28 protein-coding genes and 2 tRNA genes are annotated in these 26448 nt (G+C 55.2%); 23 read left to right on the top strand and 7 right to left on the bottom strand.

Going from position 1 to position 26448, the window contains the following annotated elements; translation table 11 throughout:
- Positions 1-6: 6 nt before the first annotated feature.
- From Q354_RS0107400 to nadA, 16 genes are all read left to right on the top strand, one after another.
- Positions 7-744, top strand: coding sequence for a YebC/PmpR family DNA-binding transcriptional regulator (locus Q354_RS0107400; RefSeq protein ID WP_027857052.1), 738 nt, complete (start codon positions 7-9; stop codon positions 742-744).
- Between the two features lie 82 nt (positions 745-826).
- Entirely contained in the window at positions 827-1345 is a 519-nt protein-coding gene (gene ruvC, locus Q354_RS0107395) for a crossover junction endodeoxyribonuclease RuvC (protein ID WP_027857051.1), read from the top strand.
- A complete protein-coding gene (locus Q354_RS0107390; protein ID WP_036228890.1) occupies positions 1345-2007 on the top strand; it encodes a trimeric intracellular cation channel family protein in 663 nt (220 codons plus the stop codon). Before ruvC ends, Q354_RS0107390 begins: the two co-directional genes overlap by 1 nt.
- Positions 2008-2643, top strand: coding sequence for a Holliday junction branch migration protein RuvA (gene ruvA, locus Q354_RS0107385; protein WP_027857049.1), 636 nt, complete (start codon positions 2008-2010; stop codon positions 2641-2643). It begins immediately after the preceding gene.
- Positions 2644-2702: 59 nt separating this feature from the next.
- Positions 2703-3716 (top strand): Holliday junction branch migration DNA helicase RuvB, encoded by a 1014-nt coding sequence (ruvB, locus tag Q354_RS0107380; protein WP_027857048.1) that lies wholly within the window; start codon positions 2703-2705, stop codon positions 3714-3716.
- Between the two features lie 119 nt (positions 3717-3835).
- Complete coding sequence (locus Q354_RS27840) at positions 3836-4213, top strand: TraR/DksA family transcriptional regulator (RefSeq protein WP_084332509.1); 378 nt, start codon at positions 3836-3838, stop codon at positions 4211-4213.
- Positions 4214-4522: 309 nt separating this feature from the next.
- Complete coding sequence (tolQ, locus tag Q354_RS0107370) at positions 4523-5203, top strand: protein TolQ (RefSeq protein ID WP_027857046.1); 681 nt, start codon at positions 4523-4525, stop codon at positions 5201-5203.
- 11 nt (positions 5204-5214) lie between these two features.
- Positions 5215-5631, top strand: a complete 417-nt coding sequence (tolR, locus tag Q354_RS0107365; protein ID WP_027857045.1) for a protein TolR — start codon at positions 5215-5217, stop codon at positions 5629-5631.
- Between the two features lie 12 nt (positions 5632-5643).
- On the top strand, positions 5644-6663 hold the full coding sequence (tolA, locus tag Q354_RS0107360) for a cell envelope integrity protein TolA (protein ID WP_027857044.1): 1020 nt from the start codon (positions 5644-5646) through the stop codon (positions 6661-6663).
- Between the two features lie 2 nt (positions 6664-6665).
- On the top strand, positions 6666-7958 hold the full coding sequence (gene tolB, locus Q354_RS0107355; protein WP_036228885.1) for a Tol-Pal system beta propeller repeat protein TolB: 1293 nt from the start codon (positions 6666-6668) through the stop codon (positions 7956-7958).
- 477 nt (positions 7959-8435) lie between these two features.
- Positions 8436-9008 (top strand): peptidoglycan-associated lipoprotein Pal, encoded by a 573-nt coding sequence (pal, locus tag Q354_RS0107350; RefSeq protein ID WP_027857042.1) that lies wholly within the window; start codon positions 8436-8438, stop codon positions 9006-9008.
- 12 nt (positions 9009-9020) lie between these two features.
- Entirely contained in the window at positions 9021-9851 is an 831-nt protein-coding gene (ybgF, locus tag Q354_RS0107345; protein WP_169828867.1) for a tol-pal system protein YbgF, read from the top strand.
- Between the two features lie 29 nt (positions 9852-9880).
- Positions 9881-10579 carry a 7-cyano-7-deazaguanine synthase QueC gene (queC, locus tag Q354_RS0107340; protein ID WP_027857040.1) on the top strand — a complete coding sequence of 233 codons (699 nt, stop codon included), beginning with the start codon at positions 9881-9883 and terminating at the stop codon, positions 10577-10579.
- Positions 10580-10637: 58 nt separating this feature from the next.
- Positions 10638-10713, top strand: a tRNA-Lys gene (locus tag Q354_RS0107335).
- 16 nt (positions 10714-10729) lie between these two features.
- A tRNA-Lys gene (locus Q354_RS0107330) sits at positions 10730-10805 on the top strand.
- A gap of 188 nt (positions 10806-10993) precedes the next feature.
- Positions 10994-12046 carry a quinolinate synthase NadA gene (nadA, locus tag Q354_RS0107325; protein WP_027857039.1) on the top strand — a complete coding sequence of 351 codons (1053 nt, stop codon included), beginning with the start codon at positions 10994-10996 and terminating at the stop codon, positions 12044-12046.
- A gap of 84 nt (positions 12047-12130) precedes the next feature.
- On the opposite strand, the gene Q354_RS24940 is transcribed toward nadA, so the two are convergent.
- On the bottom strand, positions 12131-13552 hold the full coding sequence (locus Q354_RS24940; RefSeq protein ID WP_169828866.1) for a M48 family metalloprotease: 1422 nt from the start codon (positions 13550-13552) through the stop codon (positions 12131-12133).
- A 115-nt stretch (positions 13553-13667) separates the two neighbouring features.
- On the opposite strand from Q354_RS24940, the gene Q354_RS0107315 reads away from it, so the two are divergent.
- Positions 13668-13904, top strand: coding sequence for a sulfurtransferase TusA family protein (locus Q354_RS0107315; protein WP_027857038.1), 237 nt, complete (start codon positions 13668-13670; stop codon positions 13902-13904).
- Positions 13905-13923: 19 nt separating this feature from the next.
- A complete protein-coding gene (locus Q354_RS0107310) occupies positions 13924-14994 on the top strand; it encodes an AI-2E family transporter (protein WP_027857037.1) in 1071 nt (356 codons plus the stop codon).
- Positions 14995-15062: 68 nt separating this feature from the next.
- Here the strand turns inward: Q354_RS0107310 and Q354_RS0107305 are convergent, their stop codons facing one another.
- Positions 15063-15530 (bottom strand): peroxiredoxin, encoded by a 468-nt coding sequence (locus Q354_RS0107305; RefSeq protein WP_027857036.1) that lies wholly within the window; start codon positions 15528-15530, stop codon positions 15063-15065.
- 210 nt (positions 15531-15740) lie between these two features.
- Here Q354_RS0107305 and dapA point away from each other — a divergent pair, with 210 nt between their 5' ends.
- The 3 genes from dapA (at position 15741) to Q354_RS0107290 (ending at position 19094) form a co-directional block, all read left to right on the top strand.
- Positions 15741-16613, top strand: a complete 873-nt coding sequence (dapA, locus tag Q354_RS0107300) for a 4-hydroxy-tetrahydrodipicolinate synthase (protein WP_027857035.1) — start codon at positions 15741-15743, stop codon at positions 16611-16613.
- 29 nt (positions 16614-16642) lie between these two features.
- The gene (gene bamC / locus Q354_RS0107295) at positions 16643-18031 is read left to right on the top strand and encodes an outer membrane protein assembly factor BamC (RefSeq protein ID WP_027857034.1); all 1389 of its coding nucleotides are present in this window, start codon (positions 16643-16645) and stop codon (positions 18029-18031) included.
- Between the two features lie 115 nt (positions 18032-18146).
- Positions 18147-19094, top strand: a complete 948-nt coding sequence (locus tag Q354_RS0107290; protein ID WP_027857033.1) for a 2-hydroxyacid dehydrogenase — start codon at positions 18147-18149, stop codon at positions 19092-19094.
- 54 nt (positions 19095-19148) lie between these two features.
- Here the strand turns inward: Q354_RS0107290 and Q354_RS0107285 are convergent, their stop codons facing one another.
- The 3 genes from Q354_RS0107285 to Q354_RS24935 are packed head-to-tail and all read right to left on the bottom strand — an operon-like array spanning position 19149 to position 21913.
- Positions 19149-19772, bottom strand: coding sequence for a pseudouridine synthase (locus Q354_RS0107285; RefSeq protein ID WP_027857032.1), 624 nt, complete (start codon positions 19770-19772; stop codon positions 19149-19151).
- Entirely contained in the window at positions 19769-21118 is a 1350-nt protein-coding gene (rlmD, locus tag Q354_RS0107280; RefSeq protein WP_027857031.1) for a 23S rRNA (uracil(1939)-C(5))-methyltransferase RlmD, read from the bottom strand. Before rlmD ends, Q354_RS0107285 begins: the two co-directional genes overlap by 4 nt.
- Positions 21119-21151: 33 nt before the next feature.
- Entirely contained in the window at positions 21152-21913 is a 762-nt protein-coding gene (locus tag Q354_RS24935) for an adenosylcobinamide-GDP ribazoletransferase (RefSeq protein ID WP_036228881.1), read from the bottom strand.
- Positions 21914-21976: 63 nt separating this feature from the next.
- On the opposite strand from Q354_RS24935, the gene Q354_RS0107270 reads away from it, so the two are divergent.
- The gene (locus Q354_RS0107270) at positions 21977-22966 is read left to right on the top strand and encodes a glycosyl transferase family protein (RefSeq protein ID WP_027857030.1); all 990 of its coding nucleotides are present in this window, start codon (positions 21977-21979) and stop codon (positions 22964-22966) included.
- A gap of 64 nt (positions 22967-23030) precedes the next feature.
- Here the strand turns inward: Q354_RS0107270 and Q354_RS0107265 are convergent, their stop codons facing one another.
- Positions 23031-24206, bottom strand: coding sequence for a cation:proton antiporter domain-containing protein (locus tag Q354_RS0107265; RefSeq protein ID WP_027857029.1), 1176 nt, complete (start codon positions 24204-24206; stop codon positions 23031-23033).
- Between the two features lie 170 nt (positions 24207-24376).
- The gene (locus Q354_RS0107260) at positions 24377-25696 is read right to left on the bottom strand and encodes an MATE family efflux transporter (protein ID WP_322786140.1); all 1320 of its coding nucleotides are present in this window, start codon (positions 25694-25696) and stop codon (positions 24377-24379) included.
- A 151-nt stretch (positions 25697-25847) separates the two neighbouring features.
- On the opposite strand from Q354_RS0107260, the gene nfuA reads away from it, so the two are divergent.
- Positions 25848-26441, top strand: coding sequence for a Fe-S biogenesis protein NfuA (nfuA, locus tag Q354_RS0107255; RefSeq protein WP_027857027.1), 594 nt, complete (start codon positions 25848-25850; stop codon positions 26439-26441).
- Positions 26442-26448: the final 7 nt, after the last annotated feature.

The following is a 26448-nucleotide window of genomic DNA, read 5'->3' as shown; positions in this document are numbered from 1 at the left end:
TGACACATGGCAGGTCATTCTAAATGGGCCAATATCAAACACCGCAAAGCGGCACAGGATGCCAAGCGCGGTAAGATTTTTACCAAACTGATTCGAGAGCTGGTGGTGGCTGCGAAAGAGGGCGGTGGGAACCCTGACGATAACCCTCGCCTGCGTGCAGCGGTAGATAAGGCGCTGGGCGCCAACATGAAACGGGACACCATTGATAAGGCGATCCAACGTGGAGCCGGCGGTGGCGAAGGTGATAACTACGATGAGCTGACCTATGAAGGCTACGGCTCTAACGGTGTCGCCATTCTCGTTGAATGTATGACTGACAACGTAAACCGCACCGTTGCCGGTGTTCGTGCCGCTTTCAATAAGTTTGGCGGCAATCTCGGCACCAGCGGTTCGGTTGCTTACCTGTTTGAAAAGAAAGGCCAGATCACCTTTGACGGTGTGGATGAAGACACCGTGATGGAAGCTGCGCTGGAGGCGGGTGCCGATGACGTGGTTGCCAATGCTGATGGTTCGGTCGATGTCTTCACCGAGTGGCAGTCCTTTATGGATGTCAAACAGGGCCTGGAAGAGGCCGGGCTGGAGCCGGTGCATGCGGAGATCGCGATGATCCCGTCGACCTCCGTAGAACTGGATGTCGAGGCTGGTCGGAAGATCCTCAAGCTGATCGACGTACTGGAAGATCTCGATGACTCCCAGAATGTCTATCACAACGCTGAGATCCCGGAAGAGGCGATGGAAGATTGATTCTTCTCTCTTTCTTTAAGAAAGCCGAGACCTCTGTCTCGGCTTTTTTTATGATAGTCAGCCCACTTTCAGGTGTTAAGCCATGCTGATCCTCGGAATTGACCCCGGCTCCCGTATTACCGGCTTTGGTGTTATCAATGTTGTTGGTGCCAGAAATGAATATGTCGCCAGCGGCTGTATTCGCATCAAAGGCGATGAGCTGCCCGACCGCCTGCGTCAGGTATATGAGGGGGTGACGCAGATCATCGAACAGTACTGCCCTCAGGAGATGGCGATCGAGCAGGTGTTTATGGCCAAAAATGCCGACTCGGCACTGAAGCTTGGCCAGGCCCGTGGCGTAGCCATCGTGGCCGGCGCCAACTGTGATCTGCCGGTGCATGAATATGCGGCCCGCAAGGTGAAGCAGTCTGTGGTGGGTAAAGGCTCAGCAGACAAGGTGCAGGTTCAGCATATGGTGGCCAGTATTCTCAAGTTGCCCGGTCTGCCGCAGGCGGATGCGGCCGATGCCCTGGCGATTGCGCTCTGTCATGCCCATACCCGTAACAGCCTGGTGGCGATGGCGGGGGCCCGTGGTCATACCCGTAATGGCCGGTGGCGCTGATGGATTATGCAACCCTACTCTATCTGGCAGAACTGTTGGGGGTGGCGGTGTTTGCCGTCACTGGCGCAATTGCCGCCCAGGGCAAGCAGCTGGATATTTTCGGCGTCGTGGTGTTGGCAATCGTGACGGCGCTGGGTGGTGGTACTATCCGGGATATTACCCTCGACAGTCATCCGCTTATCTGGATATCGGATGTCAGTTTGCTGTGGACCGCAATTATCTCGGCTGTGCTGGCATTTATCCTTTGCCGTTATCTGCGATACCCGCGCCGACTGATGCTGGTGCTGGATGCGATGGGGCTGGCGCTGTTTGCGATTGGTGGTGCCGAAAAGGCGATGGCGGCAGAGCTGCCGACATTGATTGTGGTGATGATGGCCGTGATTACCGGCTGTGCCGGCGGAATGATTCGCGACATGCTCACCGGTGAAATACCGTCGATACTGCGCAGTGAACTCTATGCCACCTGTGCCGTTGCCGGCGGCTGTTTCTATGTCATGTTTTACGATTACATGGATGCGCGCTTTGTGGCGCTGGCCGCCATGTTACTGATTTTTTTGTTGCGCCTGGCAACAGTATTTGCGCGCCTGCGACTGCCTCAGTTTGTTATGGCCGGGCATCGCCTGGAGTCTGCCCGGGAAGCGCGTGATAAGGAGAGAGACTAAGTGATAGGTCGTCTGAAAGGGGAGTTGGTGGAGAAGCAGCCACCTCAGCTTTTGCTGGATGTGAATGGCGTCGGCTACGAGCTGGAAGCGTCGATGAATACCTTCTATAAGTTGCCGGAAATGGGCAAAATCACGGTGCTTTATACCCACTTTGTGGTGCGCGAGGACGCTCAGTTGCTCTATGCCTTTGCGGACAAGGAGGAGCGTTTGCTGTTCCGGACTCTGATTAAGGTGAACGGTGTCGGGCCTAAACTGGCGTTGACGATTCTCTCAGGCATCAATAGTCAGGAGTTTGTGCGCTGCGTTCATGATCAGGATACGGCTGCACTGGTACGTTTGCCGGGAGTCGGTAAGAAGACGGCTGAGCGCCTGATTGTAGAAATGAAGGATAAACTGGCCAGTCTGCAGATGGCCGACGTCGGAGAGTTTCGTCTCGATGGCGGTGGCAGCGAGGCTGTGGCGGATATGGCACCTGCGGTGGATCATCGTGCCGAAGCTGAAAGTGCTCTAGTGGCGTTGGGTTATAAGCCGGTGCAGGCAACCAAAGCGATTGCGGCAGCAGAGAAAGTGCTGGGAGCCGGTACAGGTTGTGAGGATCTGATCCGTCAGTCACTGAAGTCGATGGTCTCGGGTTAAGCTGTGATCGGACTTTCAGTGGGTGCTGATAAAACTGTTTTTCTGAATAGGTACAAAAGATGATAGAAGCGGATCGCTTTGTAACTCCGCTGAGCACGCCCCGGGAGGAGGTGCAGGATCGCGCGATCCGGCCGAAGATGCTGGAAGACTATGTCGGTCAGCCGGTTGTGTGCGAGCAGATGGATATCTTTATCAGTGCTGCCCGCGCCCGCAGTGAAGCGCTGGATCACACTCTGATCTTTGGTCCGCCGGGGCTGGGTAAGACGACGCTGGCCAATATCATTGCCAATGAGATGGGGGCCGAGATACGCACGACCTCGGGGCCGGTGCTGGAGAAAGCGGGTGATCTGGCGGCGCTTCTGACCAATCTGGAACCCGGAGATGTGCTCTTTATCGATGAGATCCACCGTCTCAGCCCTAACGTGGAGGAGGTGCTGTATCCGGCGATGGAGGACTACCAGCTCGATATAGTTATCGGTGAAGGCCCGGCCGCCCGTTCGATAAAGCTGGATCTGCCGCCATTTACTCTGGTTGGTGCCACCACCCGGGCCGGGTTGCTGACCTCGCCACTGAGAGATCGTTTCGGTATTGTCCAGCGGCTTGAGTTTTACAATATTGAAGACCTGACCAGTATTGTCGCCCGTTCGGCCAATCTGTCCGGTTCAGAAATCGAGATCGAAGGTGCCCGGGAGATCGCCAAGCGTTCCAGGGGGACGCCGCGAATCGCCAATCGGCTGCTGCGTCGCGCTCGGGATTATGCCGAAGTCAAAGGGGATGGCCGGATCAGTGCGGATATTGCAGACCGGGCGCTGAATATGCTGAATGTTGATGAGCACGGCTTTGATCATATGGACCGGCGCATGTTGCTGGCAATGATCGAAAAATTTGGTGGTGGTCCGGTAGGTGTGGAAAGTCTGGCCGCCGCAATCAGTGAGGAGCGGGATACCATCGAGGATGTACTAGAGCCATTCCTGATTCAGCAGGGATACCTGATGCGAACTCCGCGGGGGCGGGTGGTGACTGATCACGCCTATGCCCACTTTGGGCTGGAGAAACCCGACTCAGATCAATAAACCATGACCTTTATGTGGTTTTGATCTGTGACTGATCGATATCATCACACCTTTTCGTCCGGAGTCACTATGATTTTTGGTAGATTTCGACGGATAACTTAAGGCGTGAAGGGTTTATCATGGCAACCGGGCTAACCGCGACGCAAGTCATTGCGTTTCGCAGCGAGATAGAGCTGCTACAGCAGCAGATCGTAGAGGAAGCTGTTGATCTGCTCTATGAAGCATTTCCTAATGACCAGTCCAGACCTGAGAAAAGGGTGTTGTTGGCGGCTCTGCGGGAGAATAACTTTGAGATCATGCCCCACGATGCGGCGATTCGTCGCCAGCTGGTGGAACTCAGGGCCTGCGAACGGGCGCTTGAGCGTATAGAGAATGGAGACTTTGGTGTCTGTCTTGAGTGTGGCGAAGAGCTGGAGGTCAACCGCCTGCGTGGTAACCCCCTGACTGAGCTTTGTCTTAGCTGCAGCGCTTTCGGTCGACTGGAGCGCCAGGCCTGACGCCTGCCAGATCTGTTTCATCTCCTGACCTGTCCCTATAAACCGGCTTTTTGCCGGTTTGCTTTTTTTCCCCCCTGCTGACTGTTATTGTTGTGCCTGCTTGCAGGTACAGGCAAAAAGAGTGAACTAGTAACCTGATTTCTGATCCTAGTAGCTCAGCCTGTTACGCCAGTTATGGGGGCCGGTCGTAAACCTGTTGAGTAGATGGCATCCGGATGGGGACGCTGCTGCGAAGGGGATGTCATTCAAGTGAGTCAACTTATATGAACCGGAGCTTTTTGCCCGGTCGTCGATATTGAGGATTTTATAGTGGTCGAGAAAATGTCGATCTGGAGCCTGGTAGTTAATGCCAGTGTGGTTGTTCAAATCGTAATGTTACTGTTGATGCTGGCGTCCCTGCTCTCCTGGATCATGATCTTTCAGCGATACTTCTTCCTGAGCCGCACCCGTCGAGCCCTGGCCGCGTTTGAAGAGCGCTTCTGGTCTGGTGTCGATCTGGGATCGCTGTTTCGCGAGGTCAGTCAGTCCCCCAATCCTGATAGCGGGGCGGAGAATATTTTCCGTGCCGGTCTGAAAGAGTTTACCCGCCTCAGTCAGCAGCGTCGGGTGGATCCGGATGCCGTGATGGAAGGGGTTCAGCGTAGTATGCGTGTCGCGCTCTCCCGTGAAGAGGAAAAGCTTGATCGTCATCTGCCGTTTCTGGCGTCAGTCGGATCCGTCAGTCCCTACATCGGGCTGTTCGGTACTGTGTGGGGCATCATGAACTCTTTCCGGGGGCTGGCTAATGTGCACCAGGCTACGCTGGCATCGGTGGCTCCGGGTATCTCCGAAGCGCTGGTCGCCACGGCGATCGGCTTGTTCGCGGCGATTCCCGCTGTTATTGCCTACAACCGTTATTCTGCCAAGGCTGACTGGCTGATGGGGAACTACGAAACCTTCTCCGATGAGTTCTCGTCCGTGCTGCACCGACGTATCCACTCGGCTGAATAACGGAGGCATTTATGTCCAGAAGGCGACGTAAAGGGCGTAAGCTGAACGCCGAAATCAACGTGGTGCCCTATATCGATGTCATGATGGTGCTGCTGGTCATCTTTATGATCACCGCGCCGATGCTGACCCAGGGGGTTAATGTCGACCTGCCTCAGGCCGCTGCGGACCCGGTGGATGACAAGGACAGCGAACCGGTTATCGTGACGGTGGATTCAGATCAGAACTACTACATTGATGTAGGGGGCGATCCGGAAGACGCGGTGGATGCCCTGGCGGTGAAAGAGCGTATCGCGAAGATCCTGGCCGCTAATCCCGGCAAGATGTTGCTGGTACGCGGTGATAAGAATGTTAACTATGATGCAGTTGTACAGCTGATGGTGTTGCTGCAGCAGGCCGGTGCCAAGAGCGTAGGTCTGGTAACTGAATAACGGGAATCCAGTGTGAAAGCTAAAGGTTATCTGATACCCACGCTGCTCGCGCTGTCGCTTCATGTTGTCGTTGTACTGTTGCTGGCTGAAAGCTGGTTTGATCATCGCGAAGAGCGGAAAATTCAGCCGCGCCATGTTCAGGCAACTATCGTTGACCTGAAGTCGATTAAGAGCAAGCCGGACGCTAAGGCGGCCCAGAGCCGAGCAAAGCAGAAGGCTGAAGCCGAGCGACAGCAGCAGGCAGCACAGCGCAAAATAGCTGAAGCCGAGCGAAAGAAAAAGCTGGCCGAGCAGCGTAAACAGCAAGCGGAAGCCAAGCAGCAGAAGCTGGCACGCGAGCAGAAACAACGCGACAAGCAGCGTAAGCAGGAACAGGCCAAGCAACAAGCTGAAAAGCAGAAGCAGGAACTGGCGCGCAAGAAGAAGGCTGCAGAAGAGAAGCGCAGACAGGAAGCTGAGCAGAAACGAAAACAGGCGCTGGCTGAGAAGAAGAAAGCCGAAGAGCGTAAGCGCCAGCAGGAGCTGGCCAGAAAGAAAAAGGCTGAAGAAGAGCGTAAACGTAAGGAAACTGAAGCCAGGAGGCTGGCGGAAGAGAAGCGTAAGGCTGAGCAGAAACGAAAAGCTGAAGAAGCACGTAAGCAAGAAGCTCTGGCGGCAAAGAAAGCCCGTGAAGCTGCTCTGGAGGCCGCCATGGCGGCTGAAGAGGAGTCTCTGGAAGAGGAGCTCTATCGTGAACAGGCGATGAGCTATATGGGCTACGTCAGAGACCTGATCACCAGTAAATGGCGTCGTTCGCCGAATGCCCGTAACGGCATGCTGGTAGAAGTGAAGGTGCGCCTGTTTCCGACCGGAGAGGTGGATGACGCGGTAGTGAGCCGAGCAAGCGGTGATAGCCGTTTTGATCGGGATGCGGTACAGGCTGTAATGCGTGTAGGTCGTTTTGAGAAGCTCAAGCAGCTGGATCCGATCGCCTTTGATGCTCATTGGCGGGAGTTTACGCTGGCATTCAGACCTGAGGACCTGAGACGGTGATTATGAGAAGACTAATGATGGCTCTGGCTGCGCTGCTTATCACAGTGACAGCCCATGCCGAACTGAAAATTGAGATTACCCAGGGGGCTGATAAACCCACCCCGGTGGCAATAGTGCCGTTTTCATGGGATGGCAACTATGGCCTGCAGGAAGATGTTGCTTCGGTGATATCGGCAGATCTGGCGCGTAGTGGCCTGTTCTCGGTGATGGCGCCTGCCAATATGCTGAGCACCCCGACATCGGCTGATGCCGTCAACTATCGTGACTGGCGTGTCTCCGGAATGGACTATCTGGTGATAGGGCGTATCAGTCAGCAGGATGGCAATCAGGTGCGGGTAGATTACGAGCTGTTTGATGTGATTAAGCAGCAGCGTATCAAGGGCTCGAATGTCGTAGGCGACCGCACCGGATTACGTGGCGTGGCGCATGCGATTGCCGATGATATCTATGAGCAGCTAACCGGTATCCGCGGGGCTTTCTATACCCGTATCGCCTATGTGACGGCAGAAGATATTGGCCGCAACCAGAAGCTCTATAAGCTGAAAGTGGCGGACTCCGACGGCGCCCGTGCGACGGCGATCCTGAAATCGAAAGAGCCGATCCTCTCTCCGGTATGGTCGCGGGATGCATCCAAGCTGGCCTACGTGTCATTTGAAACCACGCGTCCGGTAATCTACATTCAGGACCTGAAAAATGGTCAGCGTCAGCGGGTGCAGTCATTCCCGGGACTGAATGGTGCCCCGGCCTGGTCGCCTGATGGCAAGAAGCTGGCACTGGTGTTGTCGAAGGATGGTAACCCGGAGGTCTATATACTCGACCTCGCCAGTCGTCGACTCGATAGGGTGACTCACCACTATGGTATCGATACGGAACCGGCCTGGGCCCCGGATGGGCGTTCACTGATCTTTACCTCGGACCGGGGCGGGCAGCCACAAATCTATCGCTTTACCGTGGCCAGCCGAAATCTGGAGCGACTGACTTTCAGCGGCAACTATAACTCGCGTGGCTCTTTTACATTTGACGGCCGTTTCATGGCGATGGTGCACCGTGGCGATGACAATATCTTCCATATTGCGGTGCAGGATCTGGAGACGGGGCGCATCGATATCCTGACTGAAACGTCACTGGATGAGTCGCCGACAATCGCGCCGAATGGTTCAATCATCATGTATGCGACTCAGGTAGGGACGCAGGGTGTTCTGGGGGGCGTTACCCTGGATGGCGGAGTGCGTTTCCTGTTGCCGGAGTCTCAGGGTGATGTGCGTGAGCCGGCCTGGTCGCCTTACCTGAACTGATTCCTTACTGCTTAGAAGGCCGGCCTGTATGGCCGGCTTTTTTATTGTCTGAATGGCTGTTATCCGTGGTTTATAAATAATTTTAAATCTCATGGAACTTAGTTGGCGAGTGAGTGGTCACTTAAGCGGGCCATCACTGGTCCGTTGAAGGTGAGTTCTAAAGTCCGTAGAATTCGCCTCTGGGATGCTCTGCTGAGGGGTAGAGTGGAGGTACGGAACGGTAATGGTGGGATTGCCGAGTGGCAGGCGCAGGCATTTATCGATGCTGCGTATTGTCGCCGGAATGCCTTTTAAAGATGAAACCACCCCAGAAAAGGTGGCTTTCGGGCCTTGCAATAGATGAAGCTGCAGTTAAACATGATTTTCCGTCTTGCAATAAGTCAGGGCAGGAATTAACTTATGCCTCATTGTTTTCAAAGGAAAAACATAAATTTGAGCCGGCAAGGCCCAATTTCAGGATAGAAACAGGAGTTTTTAATGCGTGCTTCCAATGTAACCAAAGCTGTTGCGCTGGCGCTGTCCATGGCATGGGTCGCCGGTTGTAGTACTTCAGGCAGCAAAACCGATGCGGGTGCTGAAGGTGCAGTCGATACAGCTTCTACTCAGGGTGCTACCGATACGGGTGTATCCCGGGGTGCAGATGATGCGGCTGCCGCTGCAGCAGCTGCTGCCGAGCGTGCAGCTCAGCAGGCTGCTCAGGATTTGCAGAACGTAGCTAACCTGCAGACCGTCTTCTACTTCGACTTTGACAAGTCTTCAGTACAGGCTCAGGGCCTGGCTGATCTGGAGCGTCACGCTCAGTTCCTGGCCGCTAACCCGGCAGTTGGTGTGCGCCTGGAAGGTCACGCAGATGAGCGCGGTACCCGTGAATACAACATCGCCCTGGGCGAGCGTCGTGCTAAGGCTGTTGCCCGCGTAATGATGGTAAACGGTGTATCTGCTTCTCAGATCGAAACAATCAGCTACGGCGAAGAGAAGCCTGCAGTGCTGGGTCACAACGACCAGTCCTGGGCTGAAAACCGTCGCGTTGAGCTGAAGTACAGCCGCTAAGCGATGGTTGTCTTGAAGCGAACAGCTGTAGCAGCACTGGTATTTTCCAGTGCTGCTGCCCTGGCCCAGCAGCCTCCGGTGATTGAAATTGATACCGGGGCGAAGCGGGCTGGTGATGGCGTAGTTGTGAATCGTCCCAATGGCGTTTCTCTGCGGGGAAATGACAGTCAGACGGTATTGCTTGTGCAGCAGTTACAGGACGAGATCCGCTTTCTGCGTGGACAGGTAGAAGAACTTAATTTCAAGTTGAAGCGGATGGAGGCTGATCAGAAGGACCGTTATCGGGATCTCGATCGGCGGGTTTCTGCTTTGATGACAGGTGCGGCTGCAGCCGGAAATACCGCGACTGCGGGCAATGGTCCGGGTTCTCAGATTGACGGCGGCAATGTAGGTTCAGCATCAGCTCAGTCGGCTGTTTCTGCAGCGGCTGCAGCAAACGGTCAGGCCGTATCAGGCACTCCGCAGCCCGCTCCGGGCGTCTCTGATTTGCAGGCTTACCGTGAAGCATTTGCTAAAGTGCGTTCGCGTGATTTTGACGGGGCCGTTGAGTCCTTCTCCGCGTTTGTTCGGGACTATCCAAAAAGCCCGCGAATGGCAAATGCCCATTACTGGCTGGGTGAGGTGTATCTTGCACAGCAGGTGCTTGAAAAGGCACGTGAATCATTCGCGCTGGTCCTGAATCAGTATCCGGATCACAGCAAGGCGGCGCATGCGGCCTATAAGCTTGGCGTGATCTATCGTGAGCTTAAGGATACTGCGCAATCCAATAAGTATTTTGACTATGTACTGACTAATCACCCTGACTCCGATGTGGCGGGTCTGGTGAAAGAGCAGAGACGTTAGTCCATCCTAATAAACTTCCTCTGAACTGAATGAATCAACCACTCGAAAAAGCGGTTGTGTTGTTGTCGGGCGGCCTTGACTCGGCAACGGCGCTGGCAATAGCCAAAGACCGCGGTTATGAATGCTATGTTCTCAGCTTTGACTATGGACAGCGCTCGCTGACCGAGTTGAATGCTGCCCGCAATATTGCTGCTCAGGTCGGCGTTGCCGAGCATCGTGTTATTCGTCTCCATCTGGAGGATTTCGGTGGATCGGCGCTGACTGATCACAGCATCGATGTACCCGAAGATGTGTCGGAAGATGACGATGAGGGAGTGCCGGTTACTTATGTGCCTGCACGCAATACGGTGTTTATGTCGTTGGCGCTGGGCTGGGCTGAAGTGCTGGGTGCCAGGGCGATCTTTATCGGTGTCAATGCTGTTGATTACTCAGGCTATCCTGATTGTCGGGCGGAGTATATTCAGGCCTTTGAGACTATGGCTAACCTGGCCACCAAGGCGGGCATCGAAGGCAACCGCACCACGATCGAAACCCCATTGATCGACCTGACCAAAGCGCAGATTATCGAAGAGGGTAATCGCCTGAATGTGGATTATGCCAATACGGTTTCCTGCTACCAGGCGGATGACGATGGTGGGGCCTGCGGGCACTGTGATAGCTGTATTTTACGGGCGAAAGGCTTTGCAGATGCGGGTGTGCCTGATCCAACGAGATATAGTCAAAAATAATTGAAATTCGGGGTTGTGTTTTTTCGGGAGATCCGTAATATACGCACTCCATCGGGGCGGGTCGTTAGCTCAGTCGGTAGAGCAGTTGGCTTTTAACCAATTGGTCATAGGTTCGAATCCTATACGACCCACCACTTCCCGATACACTATGGGTCGTTAGCTCAGTCGGTAGAGCAGTTGGCTTTTAACCAATTGGTCATAGGTTCGAATCCTATACGACCCACCAATTCTGAAAAAGGAGCACTTGTTGCTCCTTTTTTCGTTTCTGATCAGACGCTTGGCTATTAAAAATGGTCATCAGTATTTGACCTGGCTGTGGTAGAATCTTAGTTGCGCCACCTGCGGTTGGTGGTTGTGGTTCCCGCGTTAAGCCGGATACGCTAATTGCTTCATTTATAAAAACTATTTGCACCTATGTTAAATAAACAGGATATCTCTGACCGGATTCTGGTTCAGGAGCATTTCGCCAAAGAGCACCTGCCTCTGGATATGACTGCGGATCAGGTCGCGGACTATAAAGCGCGCATCAAGCAGCTTCTTAAGGAGAAGGATGCCTGTCTGGTCGCTCACTACTACACTGAAGGCATTCTGCAGGAACTGGCGGATGAGACCGGTGGCTGTGTTTCCGATTCACTGGAGATGGCCCGTTTTGGTGCAAACCACGAGGCTTCCACGCTGATTGTCGCCGGCGTTCGCTTTATGGGCGAAACTGCAAAAATTCTCAGTCCGGAGAAGCGCATCCTGATGCCGACGCTGGAGGCGACCTGTTCTCTGGATATTGGCTGTCCGATCGATGAGTTTAGTGCCTTCTGTGATGCTCATCCGGATCATGAAGTCGTGGTATACGCGAACACCTCTGCAGCCGTGAAAGCCCGTGCGGACTGGGTGGTGACTTCCAGTATTGCACTCCAGGTAGCAGAGCATCTGGCTGAGCAGGGTAAGAAGATCATCTGGGCTCCGGATAAGCACCTGGGTTCCTACGTCCAGCAGCAAACCGGTGTTGAGATGCTGATGTGGGATGGCGCCTGTATCGTTCACGAAGAGTTTAAAGCTAAGGGCATTCTGGATCTCAAGCAGGTTTACCCTGATGCGGCTGTGTTGGTGCACCCCGAGTCTCCTGCTTCCGTGGTTGAGATTGCGGATGCTGTTGGTTCGACGACGCAGATCATTAAGGCGGCACAGACGTTGCCGAACAAGCGCTTTATCGTCGCGACTGACCGTGCGATCTTCTATAAGATGCAGCAGGCTGCACCGGGGAAAGAGTTTTTAGAGGCTCCAACCGGCGGTAACAGCGCGACTTGCCGTAGCTGTGCACACTGTCCGTGGATGGCGATGAATGGCCTGGAGAACGTCCTGAACGCGCTGGAAAATGGTACCGATGAGATCTTTGTCAGTGATCAGCTGATCGATCAGGCGCGTCGTCCTCTGCAGCGTATGCTGGATTTCTCGGCCAGCCTGAACAACTGATTTATCGCTTGCTTCAGCGATTGCTGAAAAAGCCGGTGGCTGTGCAAACAGTCACTGGCTTTTTTGTGTCAGAGAAGAGATCCTTCAGAACATTTCATCCAGTTCCCGGCGGATCTGTTCGGCTTCTTCGCGATAGCGTTCAAAGCGAGCTTTGTCGATATCATTCAGGCGCTTGGTACGTAACCCGAATTCAACCTGCCTTAGCGCCATATCAATCTGTCCGGTCAGCAGGAAGTACTCTATACGTGCCAGGTGAACCCCGGCAGTATTGCCGGTCAGGCCTTCTGTCTCGGCCAGCTGAAACTGAATATTAGGGTCATGGGGGCGTTCCAGGGCCAGCTCGCGGTATACCTCGACGGCGTCTCCTGCCATGCCAAGTCCTGTCAGTGCCTGTCCCTGCAGCATTCTGGCGGCGTAGCTCCGCGGGCTGTACTGAAGGACCTGCTCAATTCGCTGGCGGGCTGACTGGTATTGCTCTGTGGCCAGGTCGATTTCTGCTTCAAGCAGGCCGATGGTGGGGTTCTGGCGTTGTTCTGGTGTAAATGCTGAGGCCAGTTTACGCGCCTGGTCGAAGTCATTCAGTCCCAGGGCTGCAACCGCGGCACTATAGCGATTGATCAGGCCGGGGGTCTTCTGCAATGCCTTAAGGGCCTGGTTCAACAGCTGCTGGTTGTTGCTATTGTCAGCCTGGATACGTGCCCGCATCAGGTAAAAGTCTTCTGAACGTGGTTCCCGGCTGCCCTTGCCCAGCTGCTCGGCCCTTGATTGTGAGTCGGCAATCCTGCTCTCGGTAACCGGGTGGGTCAGTAAAAACTCCGGTGGCTTCTGTCCAAAGCGTGCAGCATGCTGCATGCGCTGGAACATCCGGGGCATGGCAAAGGGATCAAATCCGGAGGCCGACAGGCTCTGCATGCCAATATGATCTGCCTCTTTTTCGTGTTGTCGGCTGAAGCTGAGGCGGGACTGCTCTGCCAGTGCCAGACTGGACGTTATACCCGCAGTGGCGGCGTCTCCGCTGGCCGATGCTGCGATCATGCTGGCGATGACGCCGGCTATCAGCAGTGGCTGATTGCGTGCCTGCTGTTCCCGGCTCTGTTCATAGTGGCGCTGGCTAAGGTGGGCCAGCTCGTGTGCTACGACAGAGGCCAGTTCGTCCTCGTGTTCGGCATAGAGTAAAAGGCCTGTGTGGATGCCGATAATGCCGCCCGGGGCAGCGAAGGCGTTCAGGATCGGGGTATCCACCACAATCAGTTCCAGTTGCGGATCTTCCAGCTGGCTGAAGGGGGCCATAAACCAGAGCACCTCTTCCAGATAACTGGTAACGAAAGGGTCCTGGCTGATCGGTACGGAGCCGCGAAACAGCCTAGCAATGTTCTCATCAAAGAACTGTACCCGCATCTGGTCGCCCAGCTCATCGCCGTAATGGGATGCAGCCCCGGCTGGTGCTGATAGTGTCAGGCTGATGCAAAGCGCGGCGGAGCTGAGGTAGCTTCCGATTCTGTTCATCATTGGTCGCATAGGAATAAGACAGTTTCCCTCTGCAGTGCTCAAGTAGGGTCTTTTAGTATATAGTGCGGAACTCACACCATGACGACAACCTTCTGAGTGTTAAGTTTAGTTAATGTCTGATTATAAGATCGATCTGGAGCTAGATGCTTCAGGATTAAATTGTCCATTGCCTTTATTGAAGGCGAAACAGGCTCTGAACAAAATGCTGCCTGGGCAGGTACTGAAACTGATCGCCACAGACGGCGGTTCTGTGCGTGATTTTAAGGTGTATACCGATCAGTCTGACCACGAGATGCTGGATTCATTCACCGAGAATGAACCCTATGTCTATATTATCCGTCGTGGTTAACAGGCGTTAAGGAGTTGTAATGCGCGAGATTTTCAGTAAATGGATTGAACGCTATTTTTCTGACGAAGAAGCACTGCTGTTTTTCGTGCTGTTGGGCGTGGCTTTACTGGTTATCCTGACGCTTGGTCAGACGCTGGCGCCGGTGTTCGCCGGGGTGATTCTGGCATTTCTGATGGATGGGGCGGTAGTCTGGTTGAAAGAACGCCGGATGCCACATCTGGCCGCAGTGGCGGTGGTGTTCGTTGGTTTTGTCAGTGTCCTGCTGGCGATACTACTGTTTGTAATGCCCCTGGCCTGGCGACAGCTGGGCAATCTGTTTAATGAGTTGCCGGGGATTCTCTCTCAGGTACAGCAGTTGCTGCTGTGGTTGCCGCAGCGCTATCCGGAGCTGATCTCCGCATCTCAGGTGAACGAGCTGTTTAACCAGGCTGCCAGTGAGCTGACCCAGGCAGGTCAGTGGGTGCTGACATTCTCTCTGAACTCAATTACCGGTGTGATGACGTTGCTGGTGTATCTGGTACTGGTGCCGATACTGGTGTTTTTCTTCCTTAAGGACGGGCGGATGCTGGCAGGCTGGTGGCTCTCTTTCCTGCCGGAAAAACGGGATATGATGACCAAGATCTGGAATGAGATGGATGACCAGATCGCGAACTACATCCGCGGAAAAGTAATCGAGATCGTGATCGTTGGCGGGGTCACCTATATCGCCTTTGTGTTTCTGGGGATTAATTATGCTGCACTGCTGGGAATCATGGTCGGTCTGTCGGTCCTGATCCCCTACATTGGTGCGGCGCTGGTGACGCTCCCGGTGGCGCTGATCGCTTTCTTCCAGTGGGGCTGGGGCAATGAGTTCCTCTGGCTTATGATCGTTTATGCGGTTATTCAGGCACTGGATGGGAATGTACTGGTGCCGCTGCTGTTTTCTGAGGCGGTTAACCTGCATCCGGTGGCGATTATTGTAGCGGTATTGTTCTTTGGCGGGCTCTGGGGGTTCTGGGGAGTCTTCTTTGCAATTCCGCTGGCGACCCTGATTAAGGCGATTCTCAATGCCTGGCCGAAAGGCGGCGGGGTGGTGGCGCCGTCTGCCTGACAGCGCCCCGGATCTGAATAAAAAAGCCAGCAACGATGCTGGCTTTTTAATGCGTCCGTTACAGGCGGTCAGAGTGAGCGAACCGCTTCCAGCACTTCGTTGACGTGTTCTTTTACTTTTACCTTGCGCCACTCCTGTCGCAGAATGCCTTCCTTATCGATCAGGAAAGTCGATCGTTCGACACCGAGGGATTCGCGACCGTACATCTTCTTCAGTTTGATAACGTCAAACAGTTTGCACAGCTCCTCTTCCGGATCGGTAATCAGCTCGAACAGAAAGGACTGCTTTGCCTTGAAGTTTTCATGGGAACGGATTTTGTCGCGTGAGACGCCAAAAATTTCGGTATCCAGCGCCTGGAATTCGCTGTAGAGATCCCGAAAGTTCTGGCCTTCGGTTGTGCAACCCGGCGTGCTGTCTTTGGGATAGAAGTAAATTACCACGTTTTTGCCTTTCAGCTCCGACAGGCGTACTTCAGTTTCGCTGGTGGCCTGGGCGGTAAAGTCCGGTACTGGGTGGTCGAGAGTTACAGATGTCATCTTGCTTCCTGTGCTGTCAAAGGCTGAGCGCTACTCAATGCTTGGAGAAATCGTTTAGAATGATCTCCCTTTATACGATAACAAATGCAAAGCGGATTTAAAGGCCTTGATGTTGATCCCGTATCAGGCCGAGCTTTCGCTGGTAAATAGCTGAAAAAACAGGTATTCATAGGGCCTTCTGCCCTGGCATTTGCATGATGGAGATACGTAATGATTACTGGCAGCCTTGTTGCGCTTGTGACGCCGATGAAAACCGATGGCAGCGTTGATTGGGACGCACTGAACAAGATTGTCGACCTTCATCTGGAGAAGGGTACTGATTCGATTGTGGCAGTGGGTACCACGGGTGAATCGGCCACGCTGGATCCGACAGAGCATTGTCAGGTGATCCGGGCGGTCGTCGAACGTGTAGCCGGACGTATCCCGGTGATTGCCGGTACCGGTGCGAATTCAACCGCTGAGGCCATTCATCTTACTGCCGAAGCGAAGCAAGCTGGGGCTGATGCCTGCCTTCTGGTCGTGCCTTACTACAATAAGCCAACCCAGGAAGGTATGTACCAGCACTTCAGGACGATCGCCGAAGCTGTCGACGTACCGCAGATTCTCTACAATGTCCCGGGGCGCACCGCCTGCGATATGGATAACCATACCGTGCTGCGACTGGCTGAAATCGATAACATTGTCGGCATTAAAGATGCTACCGGCGACGTGGTGCGCGGTAAGGCGCTGATTGCCGCCGCCCCTGAGGACTTTGCTGTCTACTCCGGAGATGACCCGACCGCCTATCAGCTGATGCTGGCCGGTGGCGCTGGTAATATCTCGGTCACCGCTAACGTGGCACCGGCCGAGATGGCCCAGCTTTGTGCGATAGCCCGTAATGGCGAAAGTGAAGCGGCTGAGCTGATGAATAATCGGTTGATGCCATTGCACGAAAAGCTGTTTATGGAGTCCAACCCGATTCCGGTTAAGTGGCTGATGGCTGATATGCAACTGATCGACTATGGTATCCGCCTGCCGCTGACAGTACTGGCTGAGCAGTACCATGATGAAGTACGCGCAGCACTTAAAGCATCCGGTGTTTAAAACTTCCCCCAATTTGGTGACTCGTTAAAATGAAGAAGGTTGTATCTCTGACCCTGCTGGCCTGTGCTTCGGTATCGGGCTGTAGTCTGCTGGATAATAACCCGGTGTATGGTGACAGCGGCTATATTCGTGACCGGTCTCAGGACTATGAGGCAGAGCGTGAGAGTAAGCGGTTGGAGATCCCGCCACATCTGCAGAGCCGCTCGATGAAAGAGCAGCTGAAGGTACCGCCGATCGATATTACGGCATCGCGTACTGGTGAGGAATATCAGGTGCCCAGACCGGAATTCTTCTACGCCGACGGAAGCAGCGAGAAGGTGAATCTGAAGCGTCAGGATGGCGAACGGATGATCGTTGTGGATGAGCCGGCAGACCAGGTCTGGAGTGCGCTACGGGACTTCTGGCAGTTTAATGATGTGAAACTGGCAAAGACCGATCCGGTCATTCGCGCCATGGAAACCGAATGGATCGATACCAAAGGAAAAGAGCCTGGCATGGTCGAGACCTGGGCCAAGCGTCTGACCTTCCGCGATATTAACAATGACTTTAAGGATAAGCTCCGGGTGACCCTGAAGCCTTATCCGGGTGATGCCGAGCGTACCTTTATCCGCATGCAGCATTATCGGGCGAGTGCAGCGGAGGAATCTCCGCAGGTAAACTGGGGTAAGGATGCCAAGGATCTTGGTTATAAGACCGAGATGATGTACGAGATGCTGCGATATCTGAGTAAGTCGACTCAGCAAAGCGGTACCAGCATGGTTGCCTTGCAGAGCAAGAAGCCTGGCAGCTTCCAGTTTGGGCGTGACGCACGCGGTAATCCTGTCCTGAAGATCGATGCCAATGCTGACCTGGCCTGGTCTCTGGTCGACAGCGCGCTGGATTCCGCGCAGATTGATGTTGGCACCCGGGATCAGTCTAAGGGACTGTTCTATCTCTCTTATGTCTCCTCGACACCGGCCGAGAAAACCAGCGAGATGGGCTTTTTTGAGTGGCTGCACTCTGACCGTGGCGACATAAAAGTTGCGACTTCAGGGCTGACGGAGGCGCTGGGCTTCGAGTCTGAAAATGAAGACGGCGAGAAAGTTTACTACAGCGCAAATGCCACTGATGCTCAGGCACCGGAAGCAGAGGTGCTGGATGAAGAGGCGGCCAGCCAGAAAAGGTTGCAGGAAGCCGAAGGCTTTAAGATCTGGTTGGGTAACCGGGTTGTCTATGTTTTCGGTGAAGAGGATAGCAATAAGGGCAGCTATAACCAGGAAACCGATGCCTACGAATTCACTGGCCGTTATCAGCTGAAGCTTAATCGCACGCGCACCGGGGTATTCCTGAGTATCCTGAATGATCAGGGCCTGAAAGCGCCGGAAGTGATTGCTGAAGAGATTCTCTGGGATATTAAGGAAAACCTTCCACAGAGCTGAGATTGCTGTTTTAGGCGTTGATGATGCCGGGCCGTTGCCCGGCATTTTACTATTCGGGGCAGTGTGCCAGCACATGTGCGGCGCTGTCCTCATCGTTGTCGATGGAGTGCTCGAAATGAAAGCCGTAATACTTGACCTGGAAAGCCTGGAAGATCTCGACCTTTCAGCCATATCCTCTCAGTTTGACCAGCTTGACAGCTGGATGGCGACGACAGCTGAAGAGTTGCCGCAGCGTCTTGCCGGCTATGATGTGGTGATTACCAACAAGGTGAAGATCAGTGCCGAAGCGATACAGCAAGCCTCAAACCTGAAGCTGATCTGTGTAGTGGCGACCGGCACCAACAATATTGATCTCCAGGCGGCCAGCGAAAGGGGTATTAAAGTCGCGAACTGCGTTGCCTACGGTGTTGATTCCGTCGTGCAGCACGTTTTCTCGATGATGCTGGCGCTACACACCAATCTGATCAGTTATGACCAGGCGGTCAGGAACGGCGACTGGGGCAGGGCGTCCCAGTTCTGTCTGCTGAGCTTTCCGGTGCAGGAACTGGCAGGGCGGAAACTGGGCATCATCGGGTTTGGGAATCTGGGGCAGGGGGTAGCGCGTATCGCTGAAGCCTTCGGGATGGAAGTGCTGGTGGCGCAGCGTCCGGGCGGGGCGGCACAGGACGGCCGCGTGCCGCTGGATACATTGCTGCCACAGGTCGATGTGCTGAGCCTGCACTGCCCGCTGACACCGGAAACTGCCGATATCATTGATGCCGATGCCATCGCCCGCATGAAGCCCGGCAGCTTTATTGTAAATGCCGCCCGCGGTGGTGTGGTAAATGAGGAGGCGCTGGCTGATGCATTGCGCAGGGGGCATCTGGCGGGGGCTGCGACTGATGTACTGACCGAGGAGCCACCTCGCAATGGTAATCCGTTGCTGGCCGCAGATATTCCCAACCTGATTATCACGCCGCACAGTGCCTGGGGCAGCCGTCAGGCTCGGGAGCGCATAGTGGCGCAGACTGCGGAGAATATCAGCGCCTTTTTTAACGGGGAGGCGATCCGCCAGGTCAACTAACCGCGGCGGCTACACTGTGCGGGAGGCCGGTCTCGTCCTGTCCGCAACAGAGGCCTAAAACGGACAGGGCGCTTCAATCGATATTGCTTCACCGCTGTCCGGGTGCGGAAACTGCAGGTACTCGGCATGAAGCAACAGGCGGGGGCTTTGCTGCTGGATCTCCGGCGGTGCATAGAAGCGATCGCCAATGATCGGGTGCCCCATCTCCAGGCTATGAACCCTGAGCTGGTGTGAACGACCGGTAACCGGGATAAGCTTCAGGCGACTATTGCCCGCTTCACTATCCAGGCGTTGCCAGCGGGTCAGAGCTGCCTTACCGTGCTCGTAACAGACCTTTTGTAATGGCCGCTTTTCCCAGTCACAGATCAATGGCAGTTCAATCTCGCCATGGCTTTCCCGGACTTCGCCGGCGACGACCGCCTGATAGGCCTTGTCCGTCTGGCGATTCTGAAATGCGATGCTCAGGGCGCGATGGCTGGCTGCACTCAGGGCCAGTACCATCACGCCGGAGGTGGCGTAGTCCAGCCGGTGTACGATGCGCGCGGTGGGAAACTGTTGCTGAATCCGCTTAATCAGGCAGTCCTGTTTATCAGGCCCGCGTCCCGGCACCGAAAGCATGTCGCAGGGTTTGTTAACCACCACCAGCGAGCTGTCGCTGTATAGCACTTCTATCGTCATCGGGCTTTCCGGAACAGGGCCAGAGACTCAACATGGGCTGTTTGCGGAAACATGTCCATGACGCAGAACTTCTCCATCACATACCCCAGTGCAGCCAGCTCGGCCGCGTCCCTTGCCAGCGCGGCGGGATTACAGGATACGTAAAGCAGCTCGCGGGCATTGTAGTGCGCGAGCTGGCGGATCGCTTCCAGGGCACCGGTGCGCGGCGGATCAAGCAGGATCTTGGTAAATCCCTGTTGGTACCAGTCGTGCCGGCTCAGGTCGGTACTGAGGTCTGCCCGATAGAAGCTGCAGTTGCCCAGACTGTTGTTTTCGGCATTGTCCGTGGCGCGCTGTACCATCTCGGCACTGCCTTCGACGCCGACAACAGCCCCTGCTCTGGCTGCCAGTGGCAGGGTGAAGTTGCCGATGCCACAAAACAGATCCAGTATGCGGTCCTCTGCCGTCGGGGCGAGCCACTGGATCGCCCGGCTGATCATGGCCTTATTGACCTCGGCGTTGACCTGCAGGAAATCGCCAGGGCGAAAGCTGAGCGTTTGCGCCGGATCGGTGAGCTGGTAGCTGAGTTCTGCCTCTGCTGCCACTGCCGTGGTGCTGTTACCGTTATCGATATAGAGGCGGAAGCCCAGAGCTTCCGCCTTGACCCTGATACTTTCGATCAGTGCCGGAGAGGGGGATTGCTTGATGCGCAGGGTCAGGGCGTATTCTCTGTCACCCAGAGTGATTTCCGCGTGGGTGATGCCCTTGAAATTGTCACTCTGAGCCAGTAGCTGCGGCAACGCCTGCAGTAACCGTTCCGCAGCTGGCAGTAACACCGGACACTGGTCTATCTGGACCAGCTTGCTGCTGTTGCGGCGACGGAAGCCGACAATCGGGCTGCCATCCCGCTGCAGCTGGTTGATGCCGACCCGGGCACTGCGCCGGTAGTGCAGCGTTGTTGACTCAATGGCGGGCTCAATCTCCAGCGGCGATACTTTGCCGAGCCGGTTCAGCTGATCCAGTACAAGCGCCTGTTTCGCTTCAATCTGAGCGTCATGTTTGAGGTGCTGCAGGTTACAGCCGCCGCAGGTGCCATAGTACGCGCAAACCGGGTCGATGCGATCCGCTGAGGCGGTGATCACCTCGATGCATTCCGCCTCATCGTAGCGGCGGTGCGTCTGGGTGATCCGGGCCATAACCGTCTCCCCAGGCAGCGCATTAGTGACGAAGCAGGTCTTGCCGTTATGGCGGCCGATGCCTCGTCCCTCGTGGCTCAGCCCGTCAATATCCAGCTGAAAGGGTTCGCTGGTGATGTTTTTAGGGCTGGCTTTCTTGGGGCGGCCAAACTGCACTCGACTTCGCTTCATGGGAGACTCCGGAATAACAAGCGGCGCATTCTATCAGCTGCCGGCAGGGACTAGAAACCAGGGCAGGCAGAAAAACAGGTAGATCAGGATCTCGCTTAGTTGCTGGCAGGCTCCGAGGCAATCCCCGGTGTAGCCCCCGATCCGGCGGCGGAAAAGCCCGACCAGCCACTGGCGTAGCAGCAGCAGTGGTGCCAGCACCAGCAGAGCCTGCCATTGTAATAGCAGAAAACAGAAGGCTACCGGCAGCAACGCGGTCAACAGAGTCACTGTATCCGGTGTTGTGGTGGCTCGCCCGGCCTTACTGTCGTGACTGCGGACATAGGGTTCGGTGTACATCAGGCTGAGGGCGATAAAACGGCTCAGGCAATGGCTCAGCAGCAGTACAGGAATAAGTAGGCTGATATGGCTCAGGGCCTGAAATTTCATCAGCAGCGCGATGATCAGGGCAATGACGCCATAACTGCCCACCCTGGAATCCTTCATAATCTCCAGGACCCGCTCCGTAGTCCAGCCGCCTCCCAGGCCGTCAACGCAGTCTGCCAGGCCGTCTTCATGAAAAGCACCAGTGGCCCAGAGCGTCACCATCATCGACAGCACGATGGCGATATCCTCTGGCAGTACCCGGGTGCTGAGCCAGTAACTGAAGGCGGCAAGGGCGCCGATCAGCAAACCGACCCAGCTGATATAGGGGGCGCTGCGTTGCAGGTTACGATCGGAATACTCGACCCATCCCGGAGCGGGCAGGCGGCTGTAAAAGGTCAGGGCGTTAAAGAACAGGTTGAGCTGGTATTTCATCGCAGGTGGCGGATCGGTGTATAGTGAGGACGCTAACTCTAGTGTAATCAATAAGGCAGGTCTATGAGTCAGGAGCATCCGTTCGCGCCCTATGTGCGTATCTTAGGTAAAGGCAAGCAGGGAAGTCGTTCCCTAAACCGGGAGGAAGCCCGGGATGCAATGGGCATGATACTGGATGATCAGGTGGAGCCGGAGCAGCTGGGGGCTTTTATGATGCTGCTGCGGGTCAAAGAGGAAGAACCCCAGGAACTGGCCGGCTTTGCCGAAGCGGTGCGAGAACGTTACAGCGCGCCGCAGGATCTTACTGCCGATCTGGACTGGTCCTGCTATTCCGGTAAGAAGCGTCGTCATCCCTGGTTTTTGCTGGTTGCCCTATGCCTTGCAGAGAATGGCTATCGCATCTTTATGCACGGAGCCCGGGGGCATACGCCTTCACGGTTGTATTCGGAAGATATGCTATCGATGTTCGGCCTTACCACCTGTGACGACTGGCGGCAGGTCGCTGAGCAGCTGCAGCAGCGTAACTTTGCCTATATGTCGATCGACCAGCTCTGTGCACCGCTGGGTGAGATTATTCAGTTGCGTTCCATTATGGGGCTGCGCTCGCCGGTGCATACGCTTTGCCGGATTCTGAATCCGCTCGACAGCGAGTGCAGCATTGCCGGTGTCTTCCATCCGCCTTACGGCCCGATGCGCCAGAAAGCGGCCCAGATTCTGGGTATGCAGCGGAACCTGATTATCAAGGGAGATGGCGGCGAAGCCGAGGCAAAGCCGGATGGTGAGAGCACTCTGCAGTGGATCATTGCGGGGGAGGCCAGTGAAGAGGAGTGGCCGCGGATCGTGGAACGGCGCTTCCTTAATGAGAAAGCACTGGACCCTGCGGCGCTGATTAAGCTCTGGCGCGGTGAGTCGGATCATCCCTACGGTGAAAAGGCGATTGTCTCAACCCTGGCACTGGCGCTTAAGCTGCTGCGCGGAGGGGATGACAGCGACACGCAGCGGCTGCACCAGGCTGAACAGATGTGGCAGCAACGCAATCGCAGCGCCTACTGATTAACGGGCAGGGCGGTTGCCGCATTGGCTGCCGCCTTGAGCCTGTTGCCAGCAGGTGACCGTATCAATCCCGGCGTAACCGGTCCGACGCAGCGATAGGCGACGGGTAGTTGAAGATCACCACGTAGGTTGACAGCAGGAAGGTCAGAATGGCAGTCGCCTGGATAACATGCGATGCCTCTTCACCAATCAGCAGGGCGCTGGTGGAGATATAGGCGATTAGCAGTGAGAACTCACTGATCTGTCCCAGACGAAACCCTACCTCCCAGGCCAGCTTTGGCGACTCCGAGATACTGCTGAGCAGGTAACGGAAGATCACCGGTTTCAGGCTCAGCACCAGCATCGCCAGAATGATCGATGGCAGTAGTATCTGTTCAACCAGTCCGAGGTTGAAGCTGGCTCCGATCGAGAAGAAAAACAGAATCAGGAAGAAGTCACGCAATGGCTTCAGGCTGGTGGCGATGTACTGTGATATTGGGCTGGTTGCCAATGCCACGCCTGCGGTAAAAGCGCCCATTTCGGCCGACAGTCCCATCAGTTGTGCGATCTCTGCCAGGCCCAGGCACCAGCCGATTGCCAGCAGGAAGATATACTCATGGAAGCGGTCGAAGCGCAGAATCAGCTTAAGCAGAACATATTTAACGAAGGCGAAGGCGCTGATGATGATGAGCGGCAGTGCAAACAATGTCTTCAGATAGATCATCCAGGACGGACCGCTGTCACCGTTATCTCCGCTGGAAAGGAACAGCAACACGATAATGGCAATCACATCCTGCAACAGCAGCAGGCCCACCACCAGTTCACCGGTGTGGCGGTGATGCAGTACGGTTGTCGGCAGCAGCTTGATACCGATAATGGTACTGGAGAACATCAGGGCGGCACCGATAATCAGTGACTCTGTTTGGGTATAGCCAAACCCAATACCAACACCGTAGCCCAGTGCGAGAAACACTGCCGAGCTTCCCACGGCGACCAGGGTAGCCTTTTTCAGCATATGCACCAGGTGCGATGGCTGCATATCGAGACCGAGCAGGAACAGCAGGAAAATGATCCCGATATGGGAGATCTCAGAGAGCAGCCGGGTGTCGGTGACCAGCTCCATACCGTAAGGCCCCAGTATGGCCCCCAGGACTATATAAGCGACCAGCAGTGGCTGGCGGGTATAGAGTGCGACCGATGCCAGAACGGCTGCACCGGTGAAAATCAGAAAAAACGAAAAAACCAGGTTGTGCTCTTCCATCAATGCGCCCGAAAAACTATCCGATTATGGGGAATCTGATCACTTGCCAAGCTGGTGTGATTCTAATTGTGAGGCCTCATCCAGATTTCTAAGTCTATCAAAGCTTGGCGTCGGAAGCCCGAGGCGATCTTTGGCATTGATTGGCAGAGCCCTGTCCTTATGCCGCTTTGCTATATCCTGATGTTACTCCAGTCTCCCCTGGCCCAGATATAGATGAAGGCGACCGACGACAGGCAGCGGTGGATCAGCTGTACTATCCAGATCCCGGTCAGTCCCCAGCCAAACTGTGGCCCGGCAAGCCAGGCCAGAGGCAGATAAAAACACCATTGACCGCTGGTCGTAATAAACATAACCAGGCGGTTCGCCCCGGCACCCAGCAAGGCCTGTGTCAGCACCAGGGCAGCACAATCCAGGCAGATTGCCAGGCCGGTGATCTGTAGCAGAGGTGCTGCCTGTTCTACCAGTGACGCCGAGTGCAGGAATAATCCCAGTAGCGCTTCAGGGATCAGCCACATGGGCAGGCTCAGGAGTAGTAGCAGCATCAGTGCTGTGTTCACAGCGTCCCAGCCGGTCTGCCGGGCTCGCCGGGTATCGCCGCTCCCCAGAGCTTCGCTGACCAGCGAAGTTGCTGCCACGCCGATACCGACGGCCGGAAGGATAAGGAACAGAGCCAGATTGATCAGCACATGAGCAATCGCCTGCTCGTCACTGCCCAGTTTGCCGATAATCCAGAACAGCACCATCAGTGCCGCAGAAAAAAACACCTGCTGGGTCGAATGGGGGATGCTCTGTCGTAGCACTGTGGCGACAGAGCGCCGGACCGATCCCTGAAAGCGCAGCAGGCGCTGCTGATTGCCATCCCGCCAGACCAGCACCAGATTGATACCGGCGCCCAGCATAAGGGCCAGCGCAGTACCGAGTCCTGCACCGGCGGCACCCATCGCGGGCAGGCCCAGTTTGCCAAAAATCAGGCAGTAGCTGATGGCAACGTTCAGCAAGTGAGACACCAGTAGCGTGCGTAAATAGACCCCCGGTCTGAGGGTGCCGTTCCACCATCCCCGCAGAGAAAGGTTCATGGCGATTGCCGTCAGCCCCAGCAGCCGATAGTCGAGATATTGCTCGGCAATATCCAGTACCGCCTCATCCTGATTCAGCAATGCCGTCAGCGGCGCAGAGAGCTGGATCAGTAGCAGTGACAGGGGGAGGGCGAAAAGCAGCGACAGCAGCAGCCCGCTGTTAACCGGTACGGCCATCTCAGCAAAGCGCTGCTGGCCCCGGCGTCGGGCGACCAGCGACTGTACCGCTGAAGACAGGCCGAGGACGAAGCTGACCGCAACAAAATTGAGATAGCTGGCCAGGCCGACGGCGGCAAGTGAGGCTTCACCCAGTGAACCGACCATCGCGGTATCGATCAGATTAATGACGCTTTGGGACAGCATCCCGCCGATTATGGGTAAACCCAGTGAGAAGATAGTCCTGTAACGTTTCACTATGCAGATACAGCCGGTCCTGAAGAAGGCGCAGAGTCTATCAGAAAGGCCATTCGTTGGCTTTTGTTTAATAGCTGACCAATTTACTGGGAATTAGATTCCGTGTATGCTGCAGGCAGGACAAAAACGAGTCTGACAGGACAATATCCATATGAACATTACCGTTACAGAAGGCGCCGAAATATATCTTGCTGATCTGCTGTCCAAGCAGGACGTAGAAGGCATTGCAGTGCGGGTCTTCGTCACCCAGCCGGGTACGCCTTACGCTGAAACCTGTCTGGCCTACTGTCGCCCGGAAGAGGTGGTGGAAGATGATGAGTGCAACGATCTGAGTAAGATCCGGGTCTATGTCGAGCGCAACAGTCTGCCTTATCTTGAAGAAGCGACAATCGACTTCTCTGAAGACCGTATGGGCGGGCAGCTGACCATTAAGGCGCCGAATGCGAAAATGCCGAAGGTTTCCGCAGACAGTCCTCTGGCCGATCAGATCAACTATATCCTCTATTCTGAGATCAATCCGGGGCTGGCTTCCCACGGTGGTGAAGTTTCCCTGATCGAAGTTATTGAAGAGGAACAGGGCTCTATTGCCGTACTTCGCTTTGGTGGTGGTTGCCAGGGCTGTAGCGCAGTCGATATGACGTTGAAGGATGGGGTAGAGAAAACCCTGGTAGAACGGATTGACTCTCTGGTCGCAGTACGCGACGTCACCGATCACTCTCAGACCGAAAACGCTTACTACAAGTAAGGCCGTT

It is taken from the genome of Marinobacterium jannaschii DSM 6295, assembly GCF_000620085.1.
GTDB lineage: Bacteria > Pseudomonadota > Gammaproteobacteria > Pseudomonadales > Balneatricaceae > Pontibacterium > Pontibacterium jannaschii.
Note: the sequence above shows the minus strand (reverse complement) of the source record. Positions and strands in the feature narration are given on the sequence as shown.